This window comes from Streptomyces herbicida (assembly GCF_032656585.1).
In the GTDB taxonomy this organism is placed as follows: domain Bacteria; phylum Actinomycetota; class Actinomycetes; order Streptomycetales; family Streptomycetaceae; genus Streptomyces; species Streptomyces herbicida.
The window spans coordinates 55880-77022 of sequence record NZ_JAUYWJ010000028.1; the positions used below are offsets into that span (position 1 = coordinate 55880).

At 71.6% G+C, this 21143-nt stretch carries 24 protein-coding genes; 6 read left to right on the top strand and 18 right to left on the bottom strand.

Going from position 1 to position 21143, the window contains the following annotated elements; genetic code table 11:
- Positions 1-2: 2 nt before the first annotated feature.
- From Q8A52_RS40955 to Q8A52_RS41000, 10 genes are all read right to left on the bottom strand, one after another.
- Positions 3-245 carry a hypothetical protein gene (locus Q8A52_RS40955; protein WP_263213030.1) on the bottom strand — a complete coding sequence of 81 codons (243 nt, stop codon included), beginning with the start codon at positions 243-245 and terminating at the stop codon, positions 3-5.
- Positions 242-1735, bottom strand: a complete 1494-nt coding sequence (gatA, locus tag Q8A52_RS40960) for an Asp-tRNA(Asn)/Glu-tRNA(Gln) amidotransferase subunit GatA (protein WP_316761689.1) — start codon at positions 1733-1735, stop codon at positions 242-244. The genes Q8A52_RS40955 and gatA overlap by 4 nt, the downstream gene beginning before the upstream one ends.
- Positions 1736-1739: 4 nt before the next feature.
- On the bottom strand, positions 1740-2036 hold the full coding sequence (gatC, locus tag Q8A52_RS40965) for an Asp-tRNA(Asn)/Glu-tRNA(Gln) amidotransferase subunit GatC (RefSeq protein ID WP_007384860.1): 297 nt from the start codon (positions 2034-2036) through the stop codon (positions 1740-1742).
- A gap of 95 nt (positions 2037-2131) precedes the next feature.
- A complete protein-coding gene (locus Q8A52_RS40970; RefSeq protein ID WP_316761700.1) occupies positions 2132-2638 on the bottom strand; it encodes a cupin domain-containing protein in 507 nt (168 codons plus the stop codon).
- A 131-nt stretch (positions 2639-2769) separates the two neighbouring features.
- Positions 2770-5034 carry a putative bifunctional diguanylate cyclase/phosphodiesterase gene (locus Q8A52_RS40975; protein WP_316761703.1) on the bottom strand — a complete coding sequence of 755 codons (2265 nt, stop codon included), beginning with the start codon at positions 5032-5034 and terminating at the stop codon, positions 2770-2772.
- Positions 5035-5293: 259 nt separating this feature from the next.
- Positions 5294-7489, bottom strand: coding sequence for an NAD-dependent DNA ligase LigA (gene ligA, locus Q8A52_RS40980; RefSeq protein ID WP_316761706.1), 2196 nt, complete (start codon positions 7487-7489; stop codon positions 5294-5296).
- A 15-nt stretch (positions 7490-7504) separates the two neighbouring features.
- Complete coding sequence (locus tag Q8A52_RS40985) at positions 7505-8512, bottom strand: methionine synthase (RefSeq protein ID WP_316761709.1); 1008 nt, start codon at positions 8510-8512, stop codon at positions 7505-7507.
- Between the two features lie 33 nt (positions 8513-8545).
- Positions 8546-8923, bottom strand: coding sequence for a hypothetical protein (locus tag Q8A52_RS40990; RefSeq protein WP_316761712.1), 378 nt, complete (start codon positions 8921-8923; stop codon positions 8546-8548).
- 25 nt (positions 8924-8948) lie between these two features.
- A complete protein-coding gene (locus Q8A52_RS40995; protein ID WP_316761715.1) occupies positions 8949-9647 on the bottom strand; it encodes an SDR family oxidoreductase in 699 nt (232 codons plus the stop codon).
- Positions 9648-9654: 7 nt separating this feature from the next.
- Positions 9655-10194, bottom strand: coding sequence for an LOG family protein (locus Q8A52_RS41000; protein ID WP_316761718.1), 540 nt, complete (start codon positions 10192-10194; stop codon positions 9655-9657).
- Between the two features lie 50 nt (positions 10195-10244).
- Between Q8A52_RS41000 and Q8A52_RS41005 the strand changes: the two genes are divergently transcribed.
- Positions 10245-10592, top strand: coding sequence for a DUF427 domain-containing protein (locus Q8A52_RS41005; protein WP_316761719.1), 348 nt, complete (start codon positions 10245-10247; stop codon positions 10590-10592).
- A gap of 37 nt (positions 10593-10629) precedes the next feature.
- Positions 10630-11424 (top strand): alpha/beta fold hydrolase, encoded by a 795-nt coding sequence (locus Q8A52_RS41010; protein ID WP_316761722.1) that lies wholly within the window; start codon positions 10630-10632, stop codon positions 11422-11424.
- Here the strand turns inward: Q8A52_RS41010 and mnmA are convergent, their stop codons facing one another.
- A complete protein-coding gene (mnmA, locus tag Q8A52_RS41015; RefSeq protein WP_316761725.1) occupies positions 11425-12555 on the bottom strand; it encodes a tRNA 2-thiouridine(34) synthase MnmA in 1131 nt (376 codons plus the stop codon).
- Between the two features lie 59 nt (positions 12556-12614).
- Here mnmA and Q8A52_RS41020 point away from each other — a divergent pair, with 59 nt between their 5' ends.
- On the top strand, positions 12615-13274 hold the full coding sequence (locus Q8A52_RS41020) for an N-acetylmuramoyl-L-alanine amidase (RefSeq protein WP_316761727.1): 660 nt from the start codon (positions 12615-12617) through the stop codon (positions 13272-13274).
- A gap of 232 nt (positions 13275-13506) precedes the next feature.
- On the opposite strand, the gene Q8A52_RS41025 is transcribed toward Q8A52_RS41020, so the two are convergent.
- The 3 genes from Q8A52_RS41025 to Q8A52_RS41035 form a co-directional block, all read right to left on the bottom strand.
- Positions 13507-14670, bottom strand: coding sequence for a cysteine desulfurase family protein (locus tag Q8A52_RS41025; protein ID WP_316761729.1), 1164 nt, complete (start codon positions 14668-14670; stop codon positions 13507-13509).
- Positions 14671-14789: 119 nt separating this feature from the next.
- The gene (locus tag Q8A52_RS41030; RefSeq protein WP_316761731.1) at positions 14790-15068 is read right to left on the bottom strand and encodes a DUF4190 domain-containing protein; all 279 of its coding nucleotides are present in this window, start codon (positions 15066-15068) and stop codon (positions 14790-14792) included.
- Between the two features lie 32 nt (positions 15069-15100).
- Positions 15101-15268, bottom strand: a complete 168-nt coding sequence (locus Q8A52_RS41035) for a hypothetical protein (protein ID WP_316761733.1) — start codon at positions 15266-15268, stop codon at positions 15101-15103.
- 122 nt (positions 15269-15390) lie between these two features.
- Here Q8A52_RS41035 and Q8A52_RS41040 point away from each other — a divergent pair, with 122 nt between their 5' ends.
- Entirely contained in the window at positions 15391-16023 is a 633-nt protein-coding gene (locus Q8A52_RS41040) for a TetR family transcriptional regulator (RefSeq protein ID WP_316761734.1), read from the top strand.
- Between the two features lie 70 nt (positions 16024-16093).
- Here Q8A52_RS41040 and Q8A52_RS41045 read toward each other — a convergent pair whose 3' ends face one another.
- Both Q8A52_RS41045 and Q8A52_RS41050 read right to left on the bottom strand, forming a co-directional pair.
- Entirely contained in the window at positions 16094-16450 is a 357-nt protein-coding gene (locus Q8A52_RS41045) for a hypothetical protein (RefSeq protein WP_316761736.1), read from the bottom strand.
- 138 nt (positions 16451-16588) lie between these two features.
- Complete coding sequence (locus Q8A52_RS41050; RefSeq protein ID WP_316761737.1) at positions 16589-17566, bottom strand: helix-turn-helix transcriptional regulator; 978 nt, start codon at positions 17564-17566, stop codon at positions 16589-16591.
- Positions 17567-17666: 100 nt separating this feature from the next.
- Between Q8A52_RS41050 and Q8A52_RS41055 the strand changes: the two genes are divergently transcribed.
- Positions 17667-18269 carry a TIGR03086 family metal-binding protein gene (locus Q8A52_RS41055; RefSeq protein ID WP_316761739.1) on the top strand — a complete coding sequence of 201 codons (603 nt, stop codon included), beginning with the start codon at positions 17667-17669 and terminating at the stop codon, positions 18267-18269.
- Here Q8A52_RS41055 and Q8A52_RS41060 read toward each other — a convergent pair.
- On the bottom strand, positions 18256-19152 hold the full coding sequence (locus Q8A52_RS41060; RefSeq protein WP_316761741.1) for a thioesterase family protein: 897 nt from the start codon (positions 19150-19152) through the stop codon (positions 18256-18258). The genes Q8A52_RS41055 and Q8A52_RS41060 overlap by 14 nt on opposite strands.
- A 154-nt stretch (positions 19153-19306) precedes the next feature.
- Here Q8A52_RS41060 and Q8A52_RS41065 point away from each other — a divergent pair, with 154 nt between their 5' ends.
- Positions 19307-20536, top strand: coding sequence for an alpha/beta hydrolase (locus tag Q8A52_RS41065; RefSeq protein ID WP_316761858.1), 1230 nt, complete (start codon positions 19307-19309; stop codon positions 20534-20536).
- On the opposite strand, the gene Q8A52_RS41070 is transcribed toward Q8A52_RS41065, so the two are convergent.
- A complete protein-coding gene (locus Q8A52_RS41070) occupies positions 20445-21101 on the bottom strand; it encodes a trimeric intracellular cation channel family protein (RefSeq protein ID WP_316761743.1) in 657 nt (218 codons plus the stop codon). The two genes, Q8A52_RS41065 and Q8A52_RS41070, sit on opposite strands and share 92 nt — an antisense overlap.
- Between the last annotated feature and the right edge of the window lie 42 nt (positions 21102-21143).

Consider the following 21143-nt stretch of genomic DNA (forward strand, 5'->3'; position numbering starts at 1 on the left):
TCTCAGCCCAGCAGGACGTCGTCGTCGCCCAGCCGCTTCAGTTCGCGGTACAGGATGGCGAGGCCGGTGACGATCGCGACCGCGGAGACGGTGGCGTCGATGAGCCGCAGCGTGTCGTGCTCGGCGCGAGCCTTCTTGATCTGCTTGGTGACACCGATCGCGCCGAACGCGGTGGTGGCCATCGACAGGTACGTACCGGACTTGGACTTCTTGAAGCCCTTGGCCTTCGACAGTGCATTGCTCACAGCGACGGAGCCTCCTCGAGCAGCGGGTGACCCCACTTTTCCACGAACGCGGCCTCGACAGCAGCGCCGACCTTGTAAAGGCGGTCGTCCTTCAGCGCCGGGGCGATGATCTGCAGACCGACCGGGAGGTTGTCCTCCGGGGCCAGGCCGCACGGCAGCGACATGGCCGCGTTGCCCGCCAGGTTGGTCGGGATGGTGCAGAGGTCGGCCAGGTACATCGCCATCGGGTCGTCGGCGCGCTCGCCGATCGCGAAGGCGGTGGTCGGCGTCGTCGGGGAGACGATGACGTCAACCTGCTCGAAGGCCTTCTCGAAGTCGCGCGTGATCAGCGTGCGAACCTTCTGGGCGGAGCCGTAGTACGCGTCGTAGTAACCGGAGCTGAGCGCGTACGTGCCCAGCATGATGCGGCGCTTGACCTCGGGACCGAAGCCCTCCTCACGGGTGAGGGAGGTGACCTCCTCGGCCGAATGGCTGCCGTCGTCGCCGGTCCGCAGGCCGTAGCGCAGGCCGTCGAAGCGGGCGAGGTTGGACGAGCACTCGGACGGAGCGATCAGGTAGTAGGCCGACAGGGCGAGGTCGAAGGACGGGCAGTCCAGCTCGACGATCTCGGCGCCCAGCTCCTTCAGCAGTTCGACGGACTCGTCGAAGCGCTGGATGACACCGGCCTGGTAGCCCTCGCCGCGGAACTGCTTGACCACACCGACCCGCATGCCCTGGACGCTGCCGTTGCGGGCGGCCTCGACCACCGGCGGGACCGGCGCGTCGATGGAGGTGGAGTCGAGCGGGTCGTGTCCGGCGATGACCTCGTGCAGCAGCGCCGCGTCCAGGACCGTACGGGCACAGGGCCCGCCCTGGTCGAGGGAGGACGAGAAGGCGACCATGCCGAAGCGGGAGACCGCGCCGTAGGTCGGCTTCACGCCGACCGTGCCGGTGACGGCGGCCGGCTGGCGGATGGAGCCGCCGGTGTCGGTGCCGATGGCGAGCGGGGCCTGGAAGGAGGCGAGCGCGGCGCTGGAGCCGCCGCCGGAGCCGCCGGGGATCTTGGTGAGGTCCCAGGGATTGCCGGTCGGCCCGAAGGCGCTGTTCTCCGTCGAGGACCCCATGGCGAACTCGTCCATGTTGGTCTTGCCGAGGATGACCACGTCGGCGGCCTTCAGCCGCTTGGTGAGCGTCGCGTCGTACGGCGGGATCCAGCCCTCGAGGATCTTCGAACCGACGGTCGTCGGAACGCCCTCGGTGGTGAAGATGTCCTTGAGCGCGAGGGGAACGCCGGCCAGCGGGCCGAGCTTCTCCCCCCTCGCCCGCTTCTCGTCGACGGCACGGGCCTGTGCCAGGGCGCCCTCGCGGTCGACGTGCAGGAAGGCGTGCACCTTCTCGTCGACGGCCTCGATCCGGGCGAGGTGGGCCTCCGTGACCTGGACCGCCGTCAGCTCGCCGGAGGCGATCTTCTCGGCGGTCTCGGCGGCCGTGAGCTTGATGATGTCCGTCATTGGATCAGTCCTCCCCCAGGATCTGCGGCACCTTGAAACGCTGCTGCTCCTGGGCCGGGGCGCCGGAGAGCGCCTGCTCGGGGGTGAGCGAGGGACGGACCTCGTCCGCGCGCATGACGTTCGTCAGCGGGAGCGGGTGAGAGGTCGGCGGTACGTCTTGGTCGGCGACCTCGCTGACGCGTGCGACCGCGCCGATGATGTCGTCCAGCTGGCCTGCGAAGTGTTCGAGTTCTTCGGGCTTCAGCTCCAGACGCGCCAGCCGGGCGAGGTGGGCGACCTCCTCGCGCGTGATGCCAGGCATGCAGCGTTCCTCTGGGGTGAGATTTTGTGGTTCGGGGCTGTGGCTAATCGTCCCAATCCTATGGGGCGGGGTGCCGTGACCGTGAAACGGTTTGCTCAGTGCTCCGGGCCGCGGCGGTGCGCGTCCCAGGCCGGGCTGCGCAGGAAGTGGTTGTCGTACAGGTCCTGCACCCCCAGAAGGCTCTCCGGGGTGGCCTCGCCGAGGGCGATGCGCCGCAGGTGGCGGAAGTACTCGAAGCGCTCGACGCCCGGCGTGATGACGATGAGCAGGTCGGCGTCGCAGCCGGGGACGGCGGCGAAGGCGTGCGGCCTGCCGGGCGGGACGACGACCAGGTCCCCGGGCCCGGCGGTGACGACCTCCTCGCCGGAGAGCAGCTCGGCGGCGCCGTCGAGCACGAAGAACATCTCGGCCGAGCCGTCGTGGCGGTGCGGGGAGGCGCCGTCGGCGCCCTGGGTGAGGGTGACGCGCTGGGTGGACAGGGCTCCGCCTGTGCTGCTGCTGTCGGCCAGCAGCCTGACCGTGCTGGGAGCTCGGCCGACGACCTCGGCCTCCGCCTCCCGGACGACCACGGTCTCGTCGAATTCCGGAACGATCAGGGACATGGCTGGTGGCATCGTCTTTCTGTGCGGGCCCCGTGCCGGCTCTCGTACTGGTCCCGTGCCGGGCTGGGGCCTCTCGTCACATTCCCGTCGTCGCCCGAAGGACGGGGCAGACGGGAATGTGGCGAATGGCCCTAGCCGATCCGCCCCGTGTCGTCCGTGGCGGCCGCCGGGAGGGCTGCCCTCGGACGCTGCCAGCCCCGGGAGCCACGGGCACGCAGCCACGCCGTGGTCTCCTCCGGCGGCATCGCCGCGGCCACCAGCCAGCCCTGCACGGCGTCGCACCCCAGGTCGCGCAGCCGCTCCCAGGTCTCGTCGTCCTCGACGCCCTCGGCGACGACCAGCAGCCCGAGGGAGTGCGCCAGGTCGACCGTGCACCGCACGATCTCCGCGTCCTCCGTGTCCACGGCCAGCCTGGCGACGAACGACCGGTCGATCTTCAGCTCGCTGACCGGCAGCCGGCGCAGATGCACCAGCGAGGAGTACCCGGTGCCGAAGTCGTCCAGGGACATCTTCACGCCGTGCCCGGTCAGCCCGGCGAGGGTGTCGGCGGCCCGCTGCGGGTCCTCCAGCAGGACGTGCTCCGTTATCTCCAGTTGGAGCGCTCCCGCCGGAACGCCGTGCCGGGCCAGGCGCGCGGCCACCGAGCCCGCGAAACCGGGCGTGTGGACGTCGCGCGGGGAGACATTGACCGCGACCGGCACCCGCAGGCCCTGCGCGCGCCACCGGGCGACCTGCGCGAGCGCCGTCTCCAGCACGTACTCCGTCAGATGGGGCATCAGCCCCGAGGACTCGGCGATCGCTATGAACTCGTCCGGCGGCACCTTGCCGCGCTCCGGATGCACCCAGCGGACCAGCGCCTCGAGCCCGGCGACCTGGCCGTCGAAGCGGACCTTGGGCTGGTAGTGCAGCTGGACCTCGTGCGCGTCCAGGGCCCGGCGCAGATCGCCGAGCAGGCCGAGCCGGTCCGGGGTGTTGGAGTCCCGCTTGGACTCGTACACCTCGACGCCCGTGCGGTCCCGCTTCGCCTGGTACATCGCCACGTCCGCCCGGCGCAGCAGCCCCTCGGCGTCCAGGGCGTGGTCAGGGAAGACGGCGACACCCGCACTGGCCTCCAGGACGAGGGTGAGTCCGTCGAGGTCGAGCGGGGAGCTGAGGGCGGCCACCAGGCCGCGGGCGACCCGGGTCGCCGACGTCGTGGAGTCGGCGACGGGCAGTAATACGGCGAACTCGTCGCCGCCGAGCCGGGCGGCCTCCGCGCCGCGGGGCAGTGCCAGCCGCAGCCGGTCGGCTATCTGCAGCAGCAGCCGGTCGCCGGCGAGATGACCGAGCGTGTCGTTGACCGAGCGGAAGCGATCGAGGTCGATGAGCATCAGGGCGGCCCGGGCGCCTATGCGTTCGGCGTCGTCGAGGGCCGTCCATATCCGCTCCAGGAGCCACTGCCGGTTGGGCAGGCCGGTCAGCGGGTCGCGCAGCTGCTCCTCCGCCCGGGCCCGGGCTATCCACAGGGTGGAGTCGAGGGCGACGAGGGGGATGGAGAACAGCGGGAGCAGGACCGGCTGCGCGTCGGCGACCACACAGACCAGCGGCGCGATGCCGAGCAGCGCGACCGCGACCAGGCCCTGTCTGACCAGGGCCGTCCGGGCGACGGTGGGCAGTCCGCCGCCGCGCGGGGCGTGCAGGTACCAGAGCAGACCGCGGGTGACGGCGAGATAGGCGGCCGCGACGAGGACGACCTCGGGGGCGGTGGTGACGGTCCAGCTGCCGGGGTTCCATGGCGACTCGACGGTCGGTACGCGGCCGAAGGCACTCAGCACCAGGGCGCCGGCGCCGATGCCGAGTATGTCCACCGCGCCCTGCAGCACGCCCTGTCGCCAGCGGTTGCGGCGGGCTATGCCGACCAGGACGACGACGGTGAGGCTGACCATGCCGGCGGGCACCCAGCCGTAGAGCAGGAGCACGGCGAGGGTGAGGGCGGCGCCGGAGCCGGTACCGCCCCACCAGCGGGAGCGGCCGAGCATGACCAGGTGGCCGACGATGATGCCGGTCAGCACGGCAAGCGACCAGCCGACCGCACCGGACGGGAAGAGGGCGTGGTTGCCGGTGAACGCCTGCAGGAAGCCGGCGCCCAGCGTGAACCCGGCGGCCGCGACGACGGCAGCGGGCAGCGCGGGCCAGGACAGAGGGCGGTCCTGGTCCGCGCCCGGGAGCGCCGGGGCGGCCTCGATGGCCAGGGGTACGGGGCTGCGCGGGTCCGTCGCGACATGCGGTCCCGCGGCGCGGACCGTCGCGCCCGCCCGCTCCGCGGCACGTCCCGTCCACCGGCTTCCACGCCATGCGCCCACCCGCAGGCGCAGGCGCAGCCGTGAGTCAGGGGCGGCGCTCTCGGTCGGTTCCATTCCCGTCCCTCTCACAGCCGGCGGTGCCCACGCCACGCGGTCCGATGCCCGACGACCATCAACGGCTCCGCGTTGGAAAACCCTTCCCCGTGCTCATCAAGAGCACGGGGATGCCCCGACCGCAGCTGGGCACGGCAGGCGCACATCTCAACAGTAGGCCGCAGAAGGCTTCCACGGGCAGCGGTCGTCTACGGTTGCCCGAATGCGCCCCGGCCACCCGTATGCATCTGATATGCACCGATCGGGTGGCCTTCAACCGCTACTCCCCGGTCGGAAGGGCGACTTCGGCCGCGGCTTCCGGTCCCTGCTCCAACAGGACGCCGAAGCCGGTCTCGTCGAGCACGGGCACCTTGAGCTGCATGGCCTTGTCGTACTTCGATCCCGGGTTCTCCCCCACGACGACGAAAGACGTCTTCTTCGACACCGAACCGGTCACCTTCGCTCCGCGGCTCTGCAGCGCCTCCTTGGCGCCGTCGCGCGTGTAGTTCTCCAGGGTGCCGGTGACGACGACGGTAAGCCCTTCCAGCGGACGCGGGCCTTCCTCCTCGCCGGACGTCTCGTCCTCGAGCGGAACTCCAGCGGCCTTCCACTTGCGGATGATCTCGCGGTGCCAGTCCTCGGCGAACCACTCCCTGAGGGCGGCGGCGATGGTCGGGCCGACGCCCTCGATGCGCGCCAGCTCCTCCTCGCTTGCCTGTTCGATGCGGTCGATGGAGCGGAACTCGCGCGCGAGGGCCTGCGCCGCGACGGGGCCGACGTGCCGGATCGACAGCCCGTTCAGGAACCGGGCGAGCGGCCGCTGCTTGGCCTCCTCGATGTTGGCCAGCAGCGCGAGGGTGTTCTTCTTCGGCTCGCCCTTCTGGTTGGCGAAGACGGTGACGACCTTCTCCTCGCCGGTCTTGGGGTCCCGCTTGGGCAGCCCGCTGTCCGGGTCGAGGACGTACGCCTTGATGGGCAGCAGCTTGTCCACCGTGAGGTCGAACAGGTCGCCCTCGTCGGCCAAGGGCGGCTCGGCAGGCTCCAGCGGCCGGGTGAGCGCGGCCGCCGCCACCTCGCCGAAGTGCTCGATGTCCAGGCACTCGCGGCCCGCGAGGTAGGAGACGCGCTCCCTCAACTGGGCAGGGCAGGTGCGGGCGTTGGGGCAGCGGAGGTCGATGTCGCCCTCCTTCATGGGCCGCAGGGCCGTCCCGCACTCGGGACACTCGGCGGGCATCACGAACTCGCGCTCGCTGCCGTCGCGCAGGTCGACGACCGGGCCGAGGATCTCCGGGATCACGTCACCGGCCTTGCGGATCACGACGGTGTCGCCGATGAGCACACCCTTGGCCTTGACCACTTCCTGGTTGTGCAGGGTGGCGAACTCGACCTCCGAACCCGCGACCGTGACCGGCTCGACCTGGGCGTAGGGCGTGACACGGCCGGTGCGGCCGACGCCGACCTTGATGTCGATCAGCTTGGTGTTGACCTCTTCCGGCGGGTACTTGTACGCGATCGCCCACCGCGGCGCGCGAGCCGTCGAGCCGAGACGGCCCTGCAGGCGGATCTCGTCGAGCTTCACGACCACGCCGTCGATCTCGTGCTCCACCGAGTGGCGGTTCTCGCCGTAGTACGCGATGAACTCCCGTACGCCGTCGAGGTCGTCGACCACCTTGTTGTGCGCGGAGGTCGGCAGGCCCCAGGTCCTGAGCAGGTCGTAGGCCTGCGAGAGACGGGTGAGGCCCTCGTAGCCCTCCAGCGCGCCGATGCCGTGGACGACCATGTGCAGCGGGCGGGTGGCGGTGACCCGCGGGTCCTTCTGGCGCAGTGAACCGGCCGCCGCGTTGCGCGGGTTGGCGAAGGGCTTGTCACCGGCTGCGACCAGGCGCTCGTTGAGCTCGAGGAACTTCTCCATCGGGAAGTAGACCTCGCCGCGGATCTCCACGAGGTCGGGGACGCGGTCGCCCGTCAGCCGGTCCGGGATCTCCGCGATCGTCCGGACGTTGGGCGTGATGTCCTCGCCGGTGCGGCCGTCGCCGCGGGTCGCCGCGCGCGTGAGGCGGCCGTGCTCGTAGGTGAGGTTGACGGCGAGGCCGTCGACCTTGAGCTCGCACAGGAAGTGGTAGTCGGAGGTGCCGACGTCCTTGGCGACGCGCTCGGCCCAGGCGGCCAGTTCCTCGTCGTTGAAGGCGTTGTCGAGGGAGAGCATGCGCTCGCGGTGCTCGACGGAGGTGAACTCCGTCGCGTACGCCCCCGCGACCTTCTGGGTCGGCGAGTCGGGCGTGCGCAGCTCGGGGTACTCCTCCTCCAGCGCCTCCAGGGTGCGCAGGAGTCTGTCGAACTCCGCGTCGCTGACGACGGGAGCGTCCTTCACGTAGTACCGGAAGCGGTGCTCCTCGATCTGCTCGGCGAGCTGCGCGTGCTGCTCCCGTGCCTCGGCGGGCACTGCCGTCTCCGCTTGCTGCTTGTCGCCGGCCACCGTGTTGTCCTCCCGTTACTCTGGGTTGTCCGCGAGGGATCTCGCCGCCCGGACGCACTGGGCGAGAGCCTTGCGTGCGTACGCGGGGGAAGCGCCCGCGAGGCCGCACGAGGGGGTGATGGTGACCGCCTCCGCGAGAAGCCCCGGATGCAGCCCCAGCCTGCGCCACAGCGTCCTGACACCCATGACGCTACCGGCAGGGTCTGACAACGGACCGTCCGTGCCGGGCACGACACCGGCGAACAGCCGCGTGCCGCCTTCCACAGCCTCGCCGATGACCTCGTCGTCACGCTCGGTGAGGAGCGAGAAGTCGAGGGAGACCGCTGCGGCGCCCGTGCGGCGCAGGAGTGCGACGGGCACGTCCGGGGCGCAGGAGTGGACGACGACCGGGCCGGTGCGGTGCACCGCGACGAGGTCGCGAAGGGTGGCCTCGACGACCTGCCGGTCCACGGCCCGGTGGGTCCGGTAGCCGCTGGCGGTCCTGACCTGGCCGCGCAGTACGGCGGTGAGGGAGGGCTCGTCGAGTTGCAGGACGAGCTGGGCGCCGGGGACGCGGCGCTGCATCTCGGCGAGGTGCAGACGCAGGCCCTCGGCGAGGGAGGCGGCGAGGTCGCGGCAGGCGCCGGGGTCGCAGAGGGCGGCCTCGCCGTTCCTCAGCTCGACGGCGGCGGCCAGCGTCCAGGGGCCGACGGCCTGCACCTTCAGCGGCCCCTCGTACCCCTGGGTGAACTCCTCCAGCGCGTCGAGGTCCTCGCCCAGCCAGGAGCGGGCGCGCTTGGTGTCCCGGCCCGGCCGGTCGCCGATCCGCCAGCCGCTCGGCTCCACGCGCGCGTACAGCTCGACGAGCATTCCGGCGGTACGGCCGATCATGTCCGCGCCGGGGCCGCGGGCCGGCAGCTCGGGCAGGAAAGGGAAGTCCTCGAAGGACCCGGTGACGGTCTTGGCGGCCTCCCGCGCGTCGTCACCGGGCATGGACCCGACACCGGTGGCCGCACCGAACCTGAACTGGCTGTCATCGCTCACCCCAGCAGCCTACGTAACCCACCGAGGGGGGCTTCAACGCCGGTGCGCCCCGTGCCGTTCCAGGAAGGCGAGCAGCCGGTCCGGGTCGGCGAGCTCGAGGTTGTTGCGGAAGCGGCCGCGCTCCCAGGCGATGTCGGTCTGCCCGTGGTGACTGCCGCTGCCGATGAACTCGCCGTAGGCGTCCAGCAGGGCGACGGTCAGGCTGCCGTGGCAGCGGCAGATGCCACCCGTGAAGTCGCCGGTCGTGGTCAGGGCGCGCAGCTCGGCGAGCGCGCCGTCGTCGTAGATCTCGGCCAGGACGGTGCGCCGGGCGAGCGGCCCGGCGTCGTCCCCGCCGCGCAGGATCACCGCGGCCTCGGCGCGATCCCAGACGCCCTCCAGCCAGGCGCGGATCTCGTCAGCGCCGCGCATGCCGCCCCCTCCGGACGTCACCGTGTCACTGACCCGGCCGCACCGTCAGGTCGTTGACCTCCGCGTCCCTGGGCAAGTCGATGGCCATCAGGATCGTCGTCGCCACCGACTCGGGGTCGATCCAGCGGGAGGCGTCGTAGTCCTTGCCCTCCTGCTGGTGGACCTTGGCCTGCATGGGGCTGGCCGTGCGGCCGGGGTAGACGGAGGTGACGCGGACGCCGTTGCCGTGCTCCTCGTGGCGCAGGGAGTCGGCCAGGGCCCTGAGGCCGTGCTTGGAGGCGGCGTACGCGGACCAGCCGGCGTGGGCGCTCAGACCCGCGCCGGAGTTCACGAAGACCACGTGGCCGCGGGCGGCGCGGAGCTGGGGCAGGAAGTGGCGGGTCAGCTCGGCCGGGGCGACCAGGTTGACGTTGAGCTGGTGGCGCCAGGACTTGGGGGTGAGGTCCCCGACCTCGCCCAGGTCGACGACTCCGGCGATGTGCAGCAGCGAGTCCACGCGGTCCGGGAGCGTCTGGTGGGAGAAGGCCCAGGAGAGCTTGTCCGGGTCGGAGAGGTCGCCGACCAGGGTGCGCGCCCCCGGGTACTCGGCCGCCAGTTCCTTCGCACGGCCCGCGTCGCGCGCGTGCAGCACGAGTTCGTCGCCGCGCGCGTGCAGACGGCGGGCCACGGCCGCGCCGATGCCGGAACCCGCGCCGGTGATCACATGAGTAGCCATGTGCGCCATGCTCGCATCACTGGACGCCCAGGCTCTCCTCCAGGTACGCCAGCGCGCCCACGGGCTCGTCCGCGAAGAGCACCAGGTCGGTGAGCGGGCGGGGCAGGAAGCCCTCGTCCTCCATCCTGCGGAACTGTTCCTTCAGGCCGTCGTAGAAGCCCTCGGTGTTGAGCAGGACGACCGGCTTGTCCGTGTGCCCGTGCTTCTTCAGTTCCAGGATCTCGGTGGCCTCGTCGAGCGTCCCGGTGCCGCCCACCATGACCACCACCGCGTCGGCCTTCTCCAGCAGCAGCCGCTTGCGCTCGGCGAGGTCCTTGGCGATCACCATCTCGTCCGCGCCGGGCCGCGCCTTCGCCTCGAGGAACTCGACGGAGACGCCGAGCAGCCTGCCGCCCGCCTCCTGGACGCCGTCGGCGACGACCTTCATCAGACCGACGTCGGAGCCGCCCCACACGAGCGTGTGGCCCCCCTTGCCGATCAGTTTCGCGAACTCGCGCGCGGGGCGGGTGTAACGGTCGTCGAGGTCGGCGGCGGAGAGAAAGACACAGATGCGCATGTGGTCAGCCTAGGCGGGAAGAACTCGGGGCCCACGAGTGCTTTCCCGGTATGGCCGATGGACACACGATCACGATCGAGCAGGGCGACCGGCACGTACGCGTGGTGCACGGGGACCTGGTACTGGCGGAGACCCGCCGCCCCCTGGTGCTGCGCGAGACCGGCTGTCCCGTGCGCTACTACATCCCGGCCGAGGACGTGCGCCTCGACCTTCTCACCCCTTCCGACACCCACACCCACTGCCCTTTCAAGGGGACGGCGTCCTACTGGTCCCTGCCGGACGCGCCCGACCTCGTATGGTCCTATCCCGAGCCCAAGGACGGGGTCGCGCAGATCAAGGACCACCTGTGCTTCTACGAAGTGGAGGTCCCCGAGGAGACACGCGCAGCGGTGTCGTGACCGATTAGTCGCGTGCCCGGTGGCAGTCTCCTCTGACATGGACAAGCAGATCATTTCGCGCGACGGCACCCGGATCGCTTACGAGCGCAGCGGGCACGGTCCGGCGGTCGTCCTTGTCAGCGGCGCGATGTCCACGGGCGCCACGGTGGCCCCGCTGGCCGCACGGCTCGCCGGCCGTTGCACCGTCGTCCCGTACGACCGGCGAGGACGCGGCGGAAGCGGGGACACGGAGCCGTACGCCGTCGCCCGCGAGGTGGAGGACCTGGCGGCGCTGATCGAGGCCGTGGGCGGGGACGCGGCGCTCTACGGCATCTCGTCGGGCGGCGCGCTGGCGCTGGAGGCGGCGGCGAGCGGGCTGCCGGTCCGTCAGGTGGCCGTGTACGAGCCGCCGTTCGCCGTCTACGAGGGCGGCGTCGAGGAGCGGGCGGAGTACACGCGGAACCTGACCGAGGCGCTCGCGCAGGGCCGCAAGGGAGACGCGGTGGAGCACTTCCTGCGGCTGACGGGTCTGGCCGAGGAGATGATCCGGGGCGCCCGCCAGTCCCCGATGTGGGCCGACATGGAGGCGATCGCCCCGACGCTGGCGTACGACGACGCGGCGATGGGCGACGGTCTGGTGCCCCGGGAGCGGCTCGCCGCGATCACCGTCCCGGTGCTGGCCCTCGCGGGCGGCGCGAGCCCTTCCTGGCTGCGCGAGGCGGCGCGGGCGGTGGCGGCAGCGGTCCCCGAGGGGACGTACCGCACCCTGGAGGGCCAGACGCACATGGTCGACCCGGACGTCCTGGCGCCGGTGCTGGCCGAGTTCCTGGCCGGTGACCGGACCGACGACTAGCTAGACCGACGCGGCCGCGGCCCTGACCGTCGACGCGATCGTCGCCGAGCCCACCACGCGCGTGCCGTCGTACAGCACGATCGCCTGGCCGGGGGCGACGCCGCGGACCGGCTCGGTGAAGGTGACCCGCAGCTCACCGCCGACCGGCTCCGCCGTCACCCCGGTCTCGCCGCCGTGCGCCCGGAGCTGGGCGGTGTAGGTGCCGGGCCCATCCGGGGCCGCGCCGCACCAGCGGGGCTTGATCGCGGTCAGGGCGGTGACGTCCAGGGCGGCGGCCGGGCCGACCGTCACCGTGTTGGTCACCGGGGAGATGTCGAGGACGTAGCGGGGCTTGCCGTCGGCGGCCGGGGTGCCGATCCGCAGGCCCTTGCGCTGACCGATGGTGAAGCCGTACGCGCCCTCGTGCGTGCCCACCTTGGCGCCGGACTCGTCGACGATGTCGCCCTCGGCCTTGCCGAGGCGGGAGGAGAGGAAGCCCTGGGTGTCGCCGTCGGCGATGAAGCAGATGTCGTGCGAGTCGGGCTTCTTGGCGACCGCGAGGCCACGGCGCTCGGCCTCGGCGCGGATCTCGTCCTTGGTCGTCACCGTGTCGCCCAGCGGGAACAGCGCGTGCGCGAGCTGCTTCTCGTCCAGCACGCCGAGGACGTACGACTGGTCCTTCGCCATGTCGGAGGCGCGGTGCAGCTCGCGGCCGCCGTCCTCGTTCACGATCACCTTGGCGTAGTGGCCGGTGCAGACGGCGTCGAAGCCGAGGGCCAGCGCCTTGTCCAGGAGCGCGGCGAACTTGATCTTCTCGTTGCAGCGCAGGCACGGGTTCGGGGTGCGGCCGGCCTCGTACTCGGCGATGAAGTCCTCGACGACGTCCTCGCGGAAGCGCTCGGCGAGGTCCCAGACGTAGAACGGGATGCCGATGACGTCGGCGGCGCGGCGGGCGTCGCGGGAGTCCTCGATGGTGCAGCAGCCCCGCGCTCCGGTGCGGAACGACTGCGGGTTCGCGGAGAGAGCGAGGTGGACGCCGGTCACGTCGTGGCCCGCTTCGGCCGCGCGGGCGGCGGCGACGGCGGAGTCCACGCCGCCCGACATGGCGGCGAGGACGCGGAGGGGACGGGTGCGCTGCGGGGTGTCAGTCATAGCCCTTCCAGAGTACGGGGCGCGGGAACCGGAGCCCGCGAGTATCCGTTGACGACCACATGGGGGCGACACAGGCGGGTGCGGCGAGCGGCGACTCGGATCGGCGGCCGGGGCGGCGGGCCCTGCTCGTCGGGGGTCTTGCGGCAGCCGTCGGGACTGCCGCGCTGGCCCGGGACGAGCTCTCCCATCTGTGGTGGCGGCTGCCGGGCGTGGAGAAGTCACGGGTCGAGGGCGCGGTGGACTTCCGGGGCGCGCGGTGGGTGGCCGCCTCCCCGGCGAACTACCGACGGGCGGACCGGCCGGACGACTACCCGGTCGACCGGGTGGTCGTCCATGTCACGCAGGGCGACTACAGGACCGCGGTGAAGGTCTTCCAGGACCCGGCGCACAAGGCGGCGGCGCACTACATCGTGCGCAAGGACGGGCGGGTCACCCAGCTGATCCGCGAGCTGGACGTGGCGTTCCACGCGGGGAACCGGGAGTACAACGAGCGGAGCGTCGGCATCGAGCACGAGGGGTTCGTGGAGCATGCCTCGTCCTTCACGGACGCGATGTACGCGTCCTCCGCGAGCCTGACGGCCGCGGTATGCCGTCGGTACGGCATACCGGTGGACCGGGAGCACATCATCGGGCATGTGGAGGTACCGGGGACGGACCACACGGATCCGGGGCGGTACTGGGACTGGGACCGGTACCTGAGGCTGGTGCGGCGGGCTTGAGTCCGTGTGGCGCACATCACACGGGGCCGAGCGGGCTCCGCGCCTCATGTGTCCGTTGCGTCCCTCACCCCGGCCGCAACCTGCGGCACGTCAACTTGGCTTTCTTTCCAGACAGTCGAGCAAGATCACCGCTCACGGCGGCTCCACAGCCCGCCCGGCTCTTCCTCAGGTTCGGCCCAGATTCCACACAGCGCCGGCGCAAGTTCCTCGGCGGCGCGGTCGGACGACACCCCTAGGTCAGGCCCGCCGCCCGCGCCCGTTCCACCACCGGGCCGATCGCCCTTGCCACCGCCTCGACGTCCGCCTCGGTGGAGGTGTGGCCGAGGGAGAAGCGCAGGGTGCCACGGGCCAGGTCCGGGTCGGTGCCGGTGGCTAGGAGGACATGGCTGGGCTGGGCCACGCCGGCCGTGCAGGCGGAGCCGGTGGAGCACTCGATGCCCTGGGCGTCCAGCAGCAGGAGCAGGGAGTCGCCCTCGCAGCCCGGGAAGGTGAAGTGGGCGTTGGCCGGGAGGCGGTCCACCGGGTCGCCGCCGAGGATCGCGTCCGGAACCGCCGTACGGACTGCCTCGATCAGGTCGTCCCGCAGGGCGCCGATCTCCCGGGCGAACCACTCGCGCTGCTCGGCGGCGAGCCGGGCGGCGACCGCGAAGGAGGCGATCGCCGGGACGTCGAGGGTGCCGGAGCGGACGTGGCGCTCCTGACCGCCGCCGTGCAGGACGGGGACGGGGGTGTACTCACGGCCGAGAAGGAGGGCCCCGATGCCGTACGGGCCGCCGATCTTGTGGCCGGAGACCGTCATCGCGGCGAGGCCGGAGGCGGCGAAGTCGACGGGGACCTGGCCGACGGCCTGGACCGCGTCCGCGTGCAACGGGACAGCGGACTCGGCGGCGACATCGGCGAGTTCACGGACCGGCATGACCGTGCCGATCTCGTTGTTGGCCCACATGACCGTCGCCAGGGCGACGTCGTCGGGGTTGCGGTCGATCGCCTCGCGCAGGGCATCCGGGTGCACCCGGCCGTAGGGGTCGACAGGGAGGTACTCGACGGTGGCGCCCTCGTGTTCACCGAGCCAGTGCACGGCGTCGAGAACCGCGTGGTGTTCGACGGGGCTGGCGAGGACACGGGTTCTGGCCGGGTCGGCGTCGCGGCGGGACCAGTACAGGCCCTTGACCGCGAGGTTGTCGGCCTCGGTGCCGCCGGAGGTGAAGACGACCTCGCTGGGGCGGGCGCCGAGCGCTTCGGCGAGCGTCTCGCGGGACTCCTCGACCGCACGGCGGGCCTTGCGGCCGGACGCGTGGAGGGAGGAGGCGTTGCCGGTGACGCTCAGCGCGGCGGTCAGTGCCTCTGCCGCCTCCGGGAGCATCGGGGTCGTCGCGGCGTGGTCGAGGTAAGCCATGGTGAGCCCGATTCTACGGGCCCCTTGATGGCGGCCCGGCGGGCAGGCCGGGCGATGTCAGCGGCCGTGCCCCGTCGTCCTCGGGGCGTCAGCCGTTGGTCAAGGTGCGTTCTCCGGGCTCACAGGCTCCACGAAACCGTGTTGGACACCTCCATGGCGACCACCAGGACCACGAGGTCGGCCACGCCCAGCGCGAGGCCGAGATACGCGCGGCCGCGACGGGCCGTGCCGCGCCACAGGGCGACGCCCGCCAGGACGAGGGCGATGGGGCCGAGGAAGACGTTGAGGACGAGAAGGCCGAGGAGGCCCAGGATGAAGGACGCCACGGCCATGCCGTCGGCGTCGCGCGTGCCGGAACGGGTGTCGGGGCGACCCGTGGCCGGTGCGGTGAGTTGCATGATGCTCAGCTCCTGCAGGTCGGTGCGGACGGTCAGTTGGCCGATGAGTGACGACGTCGGCCGTGGCGCTCGCGCAGCGCGAAGATGCCGAGCCAGACGGCGATGCCGGCGGCCACGGCGAGGCTGAGGGTCAGCGGTGCGTGGGCCACGGTGCCCAGCACCACACCGAACAGCATGAGCGCGGCGACAAGGAACAGCATGGGATTCGATCCCCCCTCCATGAAGTTTCGGTGAACGGTTGTAGTAACAGTTGTTCACTGACTTTGAGTCTAGCGCGTCCTACGGCTTTTCAATTCCAGAGAACAGTTGTTAACTGGATGACATGAGTCACACCCTCGGCATCCGGCAGGCCCAGAAACAGAAGACCCGGCAGGCACTCCTGGACGCTGCGTTGGGCCTGTTGGAGGGGCAGAGCCTGAGCAGCCTGGGCCTGCGCGAGGTCACCCGGGCCGTCGGCGTCGCCCCGACCGCCTTCTACCGGCACTTCCGCTCCACCGCGGACCTCGGCGTGGCCCTCGTCGACGAGGCGCTGGGCAGCCTGCACCCGATGGTGCGGACCACGGTGTCCACGGCCGGTGACAGCGACGAGCGCATCATCCGCGCCATCCGTCTGATCGCCCGGCACGTGGAGACGCACCCCGCCCACGTCCGCTTCATCGCCCGCGAGCGGCACGGCGGCGTCCAGCCGGTGCGGGAGGCCATCCGGGCCCAGCTGACCAGGTTCGCCGAGGAAGTGCGGACCGAGCTGGCCAAGGACCCGGAGGCGGTCGGCTGGACCGACGACGACCTGCTGATGCTCGCGCACCTCTACGTCGACCAGATGCTCATCACGGCCTCCCTGTTCCTGGAGGCCCTGGAGGCCTCGGCCTCGCAGGAGGAGCAGGAGCGCGTCGCCCAGGTCGCGGCCCGGCAGCTGCGGCTGATCAGCCTCGGCCGGCGCCACTGGCTGGACTGACCCCGGCACAGCGGCAGGGGCGGCGCGCCCCTTCACCGAGCGCGCCGCCCCTGCCGTACGGAATCCCGTCTCAGCCCTGCTGGGCCTGCTGCCCCTGGCCCGGCCGAGCGCCGCCCGGACCGCCGCAGCCGCCCTGGCCGCCACCCGGTACGCCCTGACCGCCGCCCGGGCCACCGCTCGGCATGCCCGAGGGGAGGCCGGTCGGGGTGCCGCTGGGAAGGCCGGTCGGCCTGCCCGAGGGTGCGCCGGACGGGGCGCCGCTCGGGCGCCCCGACGCACCGCCGGAGGGCATGCCGGACGGCGCCTGGCAACCCTGCTGCCCGGAGGTACCGTTCGAGGACGACGAGTCGCCCGAACCGCACGCGGTCAGCAGCAGCGGGGACAGCGCCAGCAGGGCGACGGCGGGGACGAGGCGTGCACGCTTCATGAGACAGCTCCACGGATGCTGAGGAAGTCTTGGGGCGGGCACTCAATCAACGGCGCTTGGGCCGTTCTTGGGCCCGCCCTGTCGATGGCCTGTCAATCGGGTAAAGCGCACCCCAAGTCACCGTGCTGACCTGGTCCCTCAGTCGTGCCCCCGGGCTGCCGCCCGGTACAGGTCCGTGACAGAACGGGCCGCGGACGCGAGCTCCGCGCGCACCTCGGGCGGGGAGAGCACCTCCACCGAGTCCGAGAACGCGAGGAGTTGGCGGGCAGCAGGGACGAACGGGTACGACAGCCGCGCGGTCACCCACTCCTCGTCACCCTCGACGTCGGGGAGTTCGGTGAGCGAGGAGGCGGTCATGCGCTGGAACATGTCGAGGCGGTCCCTGCGGACCCGCACCGTGACGTCGATCCCGGCCGGGCGCTCCTCGACCTGGCGCCGCAGCACCTCCCAGACGTCGGCGAGTTCGACACCGGGCCGGCGCCGCACCGGGTCGTCCAGCAGCCGCGCGGAGCGCACCCGGTCGGCCCGGAACAGCTGCGGCTTCGCCCGCCGGTCCGCGGCCAGGTACCAGACGCCCGCCTTGGCGACGAGGCCGTACGGGTCGACGGTGTACGTCCGCACCTCCCGCTCCCCGCTGTGCCGGTACCACAGCCTCAGACGCCGGTCGGCGAACACCGCGTCCTGCAGCACCTCCAGGTCGACGGCCTTCTGCGGGCCGCCCTTCCAGCGCGTGGCGTCGACCAGGATGCGCCGCGACGCGAGCTCAGCGGCAGGGCGGTACGGCGCCGGCAGGGCCGCCATCACCTTGCGCAGCGCCGAGCCGAGCGCCGCGTCCAGACCGAGCGCGGCGTGCGCGCCCTGGGCGGCCAGGATGAACAGGGCCCGGGACTCGTCGGCGGTCAGGCCGGTGACGTCCGTGCGGAATCCGGCGAGGAGTTCGATGCCGCCGTGCCGGCCGCGCTCGGCGTACACGGGGACGCCGGAGGCCGACAGGGCCTCGATGTCACGGTAGATGGTGCGCACCGACACCTCGAGGCGGTCGGCGAGTTCATGCGCCGGGACACGGCCCCGGGTCTGCAGGAGCAGCAGGATCGACAGCAGGCGGTCGGACTTCACCCGACCACGATCGCGCCGCTCGCGGCCCGGACGCAAATGTTGACGGAAACTGTCAGGTTATCCGCCGATCCTCGACGCACCGACCCAAGGAGAGGCTCGCATGAACGCCACGAACGCCCTGCCCATGGACCCCCGTCCGCTCTACGCCCGCGCCACCGAACAGGCGGCCGCCCTCATCAAGACCGTCCGGCCCGAGCAGCTGGACGGACCGACGCCCTGCACCGAGTTCGACGTCCGCACCCTGCTGAGCCACGTCGTCGGCGGCTCCCGGCGGATCGCGGTGGTCGGCGAGGGCGGCGACGGCATGGCCGTGCACCCGTTCGCGGACGGCGTCGAGGACGATGCGTGGGCCGCCGCGTACGACGAGATCCGGGAGCGGGTCCTGAAGGCCTGGGCTCCCGACGAGCGCATGGCGGCGATGGTCCGCGTGCCCTGGGGCGAGGCCCCCGGCCACGCGGCCCTGTCCGGATACCTGATGGAACTGGTGACCCACACCTGGGACCTCGCCGAGTCCCTCGGCCACCCGCACGAGCTCGACCCGGAGCTCGCCGAGGTCGCGCTCGCCACGGCCCGGCGTGTACTGCCCGACCCCGAACGCGACTCGGAGACCCCCTTCGCCGCGGCCCGGCCGGCCCCCGAAGGCGCCGACTCCTACGGGCGGCTGGCGGCCTGGCTGGGGCGTGCGCCGATCAGGGCAGCCTGACGCGGGCCAGCTGGCGGGACTGGGCGACCAGGCGGTCCTTGCTGTCCCAGACCTCGGCGTCCTCCTCCAGGAAGCCGCCCGCCAGATTGCGGGTGGTGATCGACACCCGCAGGGGGCCCGGGGCCGGGCGGTGGCGCACATGGACGGTGAGTTCGACCGTGGGGACCCAGCCCTTGAGGCCGATCTCGAACGCGGTGGGCGGCAGGGCGTCCACCGCGAGGAGGAGGGAGAAGGGGTCGGCGTCGCGGCCGTCCGCGAGGCCGAACCAGGCGCGCATCTCCCCCTTGCCGGAGGGCGCGCCCAGGGCCCAGCCCAGGGTGGAGGGGTCGAGCTTGAGCATCAGACGGTCGACGATGGCGGAGCTGCCGTCGACCGGGGCGGGACCGTCAGCGGGACCGAAGCACTGGTCCAAGGGTGGGATCGCGGGCGGCGTCGCCGTCGTACGGACGTCGTCGGGGAGGCTGTCGAGGTCGCCGTAGGAGGCGAGGACGCGGATGCGCTCGACCTCGTTGCCCTGCTCGTCGTACTGGAAGAGGGAGGCCTGGCCGGTGGAGAGGCCGCGGCCGGAGCGCACGGTCTCGGTGCGCACCACCGCGGGACCCGGCTGGGACGCCGTCAGGTAGTGCGCGGAGATGGTGAAGGGGTCCGGGTGCGGAAGGGCGTCCGCGAGGGCCCGGCCCAGGACGGCCAGCAGATAGCCGCCGTTGACGGCGCTGATGATCGTCCAGCCGGCCGAGAGGTCGATGTCGTAGACGCCGGGCTCGCGCCGGGTGACCGCGGTGTCGCGGTCGAACTCGCTGTCGCCGATCACGGCCCGCGACGGGGGTCCCCCGGCTCGAGCGAAGCCGAGAGCGGGGGAGGGTGCGGTAGCTGCTTCTGGCATGCTCGAACGGTACAACAAGAAATTACTAAGCGGTAGCTTTGGAGGATGCGCGGATGACCTGATGATCGTCCTGTCAGGTGAGGTTCCGGCAATTTCTCGGTAAGTGTCAGGACACGTCCACAACCCGGAGTCGCTCAATCCCCTCTATGAGGACATGAGCCTCACCGGGACTCCGTTCCTCTACACGACCGTCGTGTTGTCCGTCGTCGCCCTCATACTGCCGCTCGTCCTGTGGTCGAGGATGCGGGGACCCAAGGTCCTGCGCGCCACGGCCCGGGTCCTGATGCTGCTGTTCGCCCAGGGCACGGCCGTCACCCTGGTCTTCGTCCTGGTCAACAACCAGAACAACCTGTACGACAACTGGGCCGACCTGTTCGGCACCGGCAACCACGTCCAGCAGGCCGCCGACCTCGGCCGGGACGGCACCGGCGGGATAGCAGTGAAGAAGCTGCCCAAAGTGAAGCAGACGTTCAAGGCGGCCGAGGGACCGGGCATGCGCCAGGCCGGCGGCGTGCGCGTCACCCAGCTCAAGGGCCGGGTGTCCGGCGTGGACGCCGAGGTCTACGTCTGGCTGCCGCCGCAGTACAACGAACCCGCCTACCGGCACAAGAAGTTCCCGGTGGTGGAGGTGCTGCCCGGCTACCCCGGCTCGGCGAAGGCCTGGTTCGGGGCGCTGAAGGCGCACGAGCAGCTGCTGCCGCTGATGAAGAGCGGCCAGGTGGCGCCGTTCATCATGGTGGCGCCCCGCACCACTCTGCTGGCCGGCGTGGACACCGGCTGCGCGAACACCCCCGGCGAGGTGAACGCCGACAGCTGGCTCAGCATCGACGTGCCGAAGATGGTCATGGACAACTTCCGGGCCGACCCCGCCCCGGGTGGCTGGGCGGTCGCCGGGTACTCGGCGGGCGCGCACTGTGCGGTCAAGCTGGCGGTCGCCCACCCCGACCGCTATCGGGCCGCGGTCGGCATGTCCGGCTACAACGACCCGATCGGCGAGCGCAACTCGCTGGCCGCGCAGAACCCGAGGGTGCGGGCCGAGAACAATCCTTACCTGATCCTCAAGAAGGCCGCCGTTCCGCCCAGGATCGCCCTCTACATCTCCGGCCAGCCCCGCGATGGCTACGAGGCGGGCGTGGCCCTCGAATCGGTCGCCAAGGCGCCGACGACCGTGCACGTGGCGTTCGTGCCGCGCAGCGCGGGCGGCCACACCATGGCGCTGTGGAAACCGCAGGTGACGACGGTCTTCCGCTGGCTGACCCTGCAGATGGGCCAGAGCCACGTCAGGACCGGGACTACTCCTCGGTCACCGTCGACCGTCGATTCCACGCACGCGGCGCTCGCCAGTGGAACCGCATCGCGAGCAGGCGCAGGACGAAAGCGGTGACGACCGCGAGCCCGCTGGTGAACGGGGTCAGCGCGTCGTAGTGGATGCACAGCACGACCATGGTGGCGCCGACGATCGCCGGGACCGCGTACAGGTCGCGGTCCCAGCGCAGCAGCGAGGGCACCTCGTTGGCCAGCACGTCCCTGAGCACACCGCCGCCGACCGCGGTGGCCAGGCCCAGGGTCGCCGACGCGGTGAGGTTGAGGCCGTAGTCGTACGCCTTCGTCGTGCCGGCCACGCAGAACAGGCCGAGGCCGGCCGCGTCGAAGACATTGACCGCGACCTGGATGCGCTCCACATGCGGGTGCAGGAAGAAGACCAGGAGCGCGGCGAGCAGCGGAGTCAGGAAGTACCCCGTGTCCGTGAAGGCGGCCGGGGGCACGGCCCCGATGACCAGGTCCCGGAACAGCCCTCCGCCCAGCGCGGTGACCTCGGCGAGGACGGCGATGCCGAACACGTCGAAGTTCTTGCGGACGGCCAGCAGCGCGCCGGAGATGGCGAACACGAAGATGCCGACCAGGTCGAGCGTGTGCTGGACGGAGGGACTGAAGAGTTGCTGGAGCACCCTTCTATTCTTACCCAGAGAATGGGGTGCACCTTGCAATGT

Bases quoted from the DNA above. Each gene is read 5' to 3' on its own strand.
- Q8A52_RS41035 (WP_316761733.1), bottom strand. From the start codon at position 15,268: ATGCTGTTCCTTGTCGCCGCGCTCATGCTGTTCGGTGTGGTGCTGGGC.
- Q8A52_RS41060 (WP_316761741.1), bottom strand. From the start codon at position 19,152: ATGCCAGAAGCAGCTACCGCACCCTCCCCCGCTCTCGGCTTCGCTCGA.
- Q8A52_RS41020 (WP_316761727.1), top strand. From the start codon at position 12,615: ATGGGGGCGACACAGGCGGGTGCGGCGAGCGGCGACTCGGATCGGCGG.
- Q8A52_RS41000 (WP_316761718.1), bottom strand. From the start codon at position 10,194: ATGCGCATCTGTGTCTTTCTCTCCGCCGCCGACCTCGACGACCGTTAC.
- Q8A52_RS41025 (WP_316761729.1), bottom strand. From the start codon at position 14,670: ATGGCTTACCTCGACCACGCCGCGACGACCCCGATGCTCCCGGAGGCG.
- Q8A52_RS41005 (WP_316761719.1), top strand. From the start codon at position 10,245: ATGGCCGATGGACACACGATCACGATCGAGCAGGGCGACCGGCACGTA.
- Q8A52_RS40970 (WP_316761700.1), bottom strand. From the start codon at position 2,638: ATGTCCCTGATCGTTCCGGAATTCGACGAGACCGTGGTCGTCCGGGAG.
- gatA (WP_316761689.1), bottom strand. From the start codon at position 1,735: ATGACGGACATCATCAAGCTCACGGCCGCCGAGACCGCCGAGAAGATC.
- Q8A52_RS41055 (WP_316761739.1), top strand. From the start codon at position 17,667: ATGAACGCCACGAACGCCCTGCCCATGGACCCCCGTCCGCTCTACGCC.
- Q8A52_RS41065 (WP_316761858.1), top strand. From the start codon at position 19,307: ATGAGCCTCACCGGGACTCCGTTCCTCTACACGACCGTCGTGTTGTCC.
- mnmA (WP_316761725.1), bottom strand. From the start codon at position 12,555: ATGACTGACACCCCGCAGCGCACCCGTCCCCTCCGCGTCCTCGCCGCC.
- gatC (WP_007384860.1), bottom strand. From the start codon at position 2,036: ATGCCTGGCATCACGCGCGAGGAGGTCGCCCACCTCGCCCGGCTGGCG.
- Q8A52_RS41045 (WP_316761736.1), bottom strand. From the start codon at position 16,450: ATGAAGCGTGCACGCCTCGTCCCCGCCGTCGCCCTGCTGGCGCTGTCC.
- Q8A52_RS40990 (WP_316761712.1), bottom strand. From the start codon at position 8,923: ATGCGCGGCGCTGACGAGATCCGCGCCTGGCTGGAGGGCGTCTGGGAT.
- Q8A52_RS41030 (WP_316761731.1), bottom strand. From the start codon at position 15,068: ATGCAACTCACCGCACCGGCCACGGGTCGCCCCGACACCCGTTCCGGC.
- Q8A52_RS40995 (WP_316761715.1), bottom strand. From the start codon at position 9,647: ATGGCGCACATGGCTACTCATGTGATCACCGGCGCGGGTTCCGGCATC.
- Q8A52_RS41040 (WP_316761734.1), top strand. From the start codon at position 15,391: ATGAGTCACACCCTCGGCATCCGGCAGGCCCAGAAACAGAAGACCCGG.
- Q8A52_RS41010 (WP_316761722.1), top strand. From the start codon at position 10,630: ATGGACAAGCAGATCATTTCGCGCGACGGCACCCGGATCGCTTACGAG.
- Q8A52_RS40975 (WP_316761703.1), bottom strand. From the start codon at position 5,034: ATGGAACCGACCGAGAGCGCCGCCCCTGACTCACGGCTGCGCCTGCGC.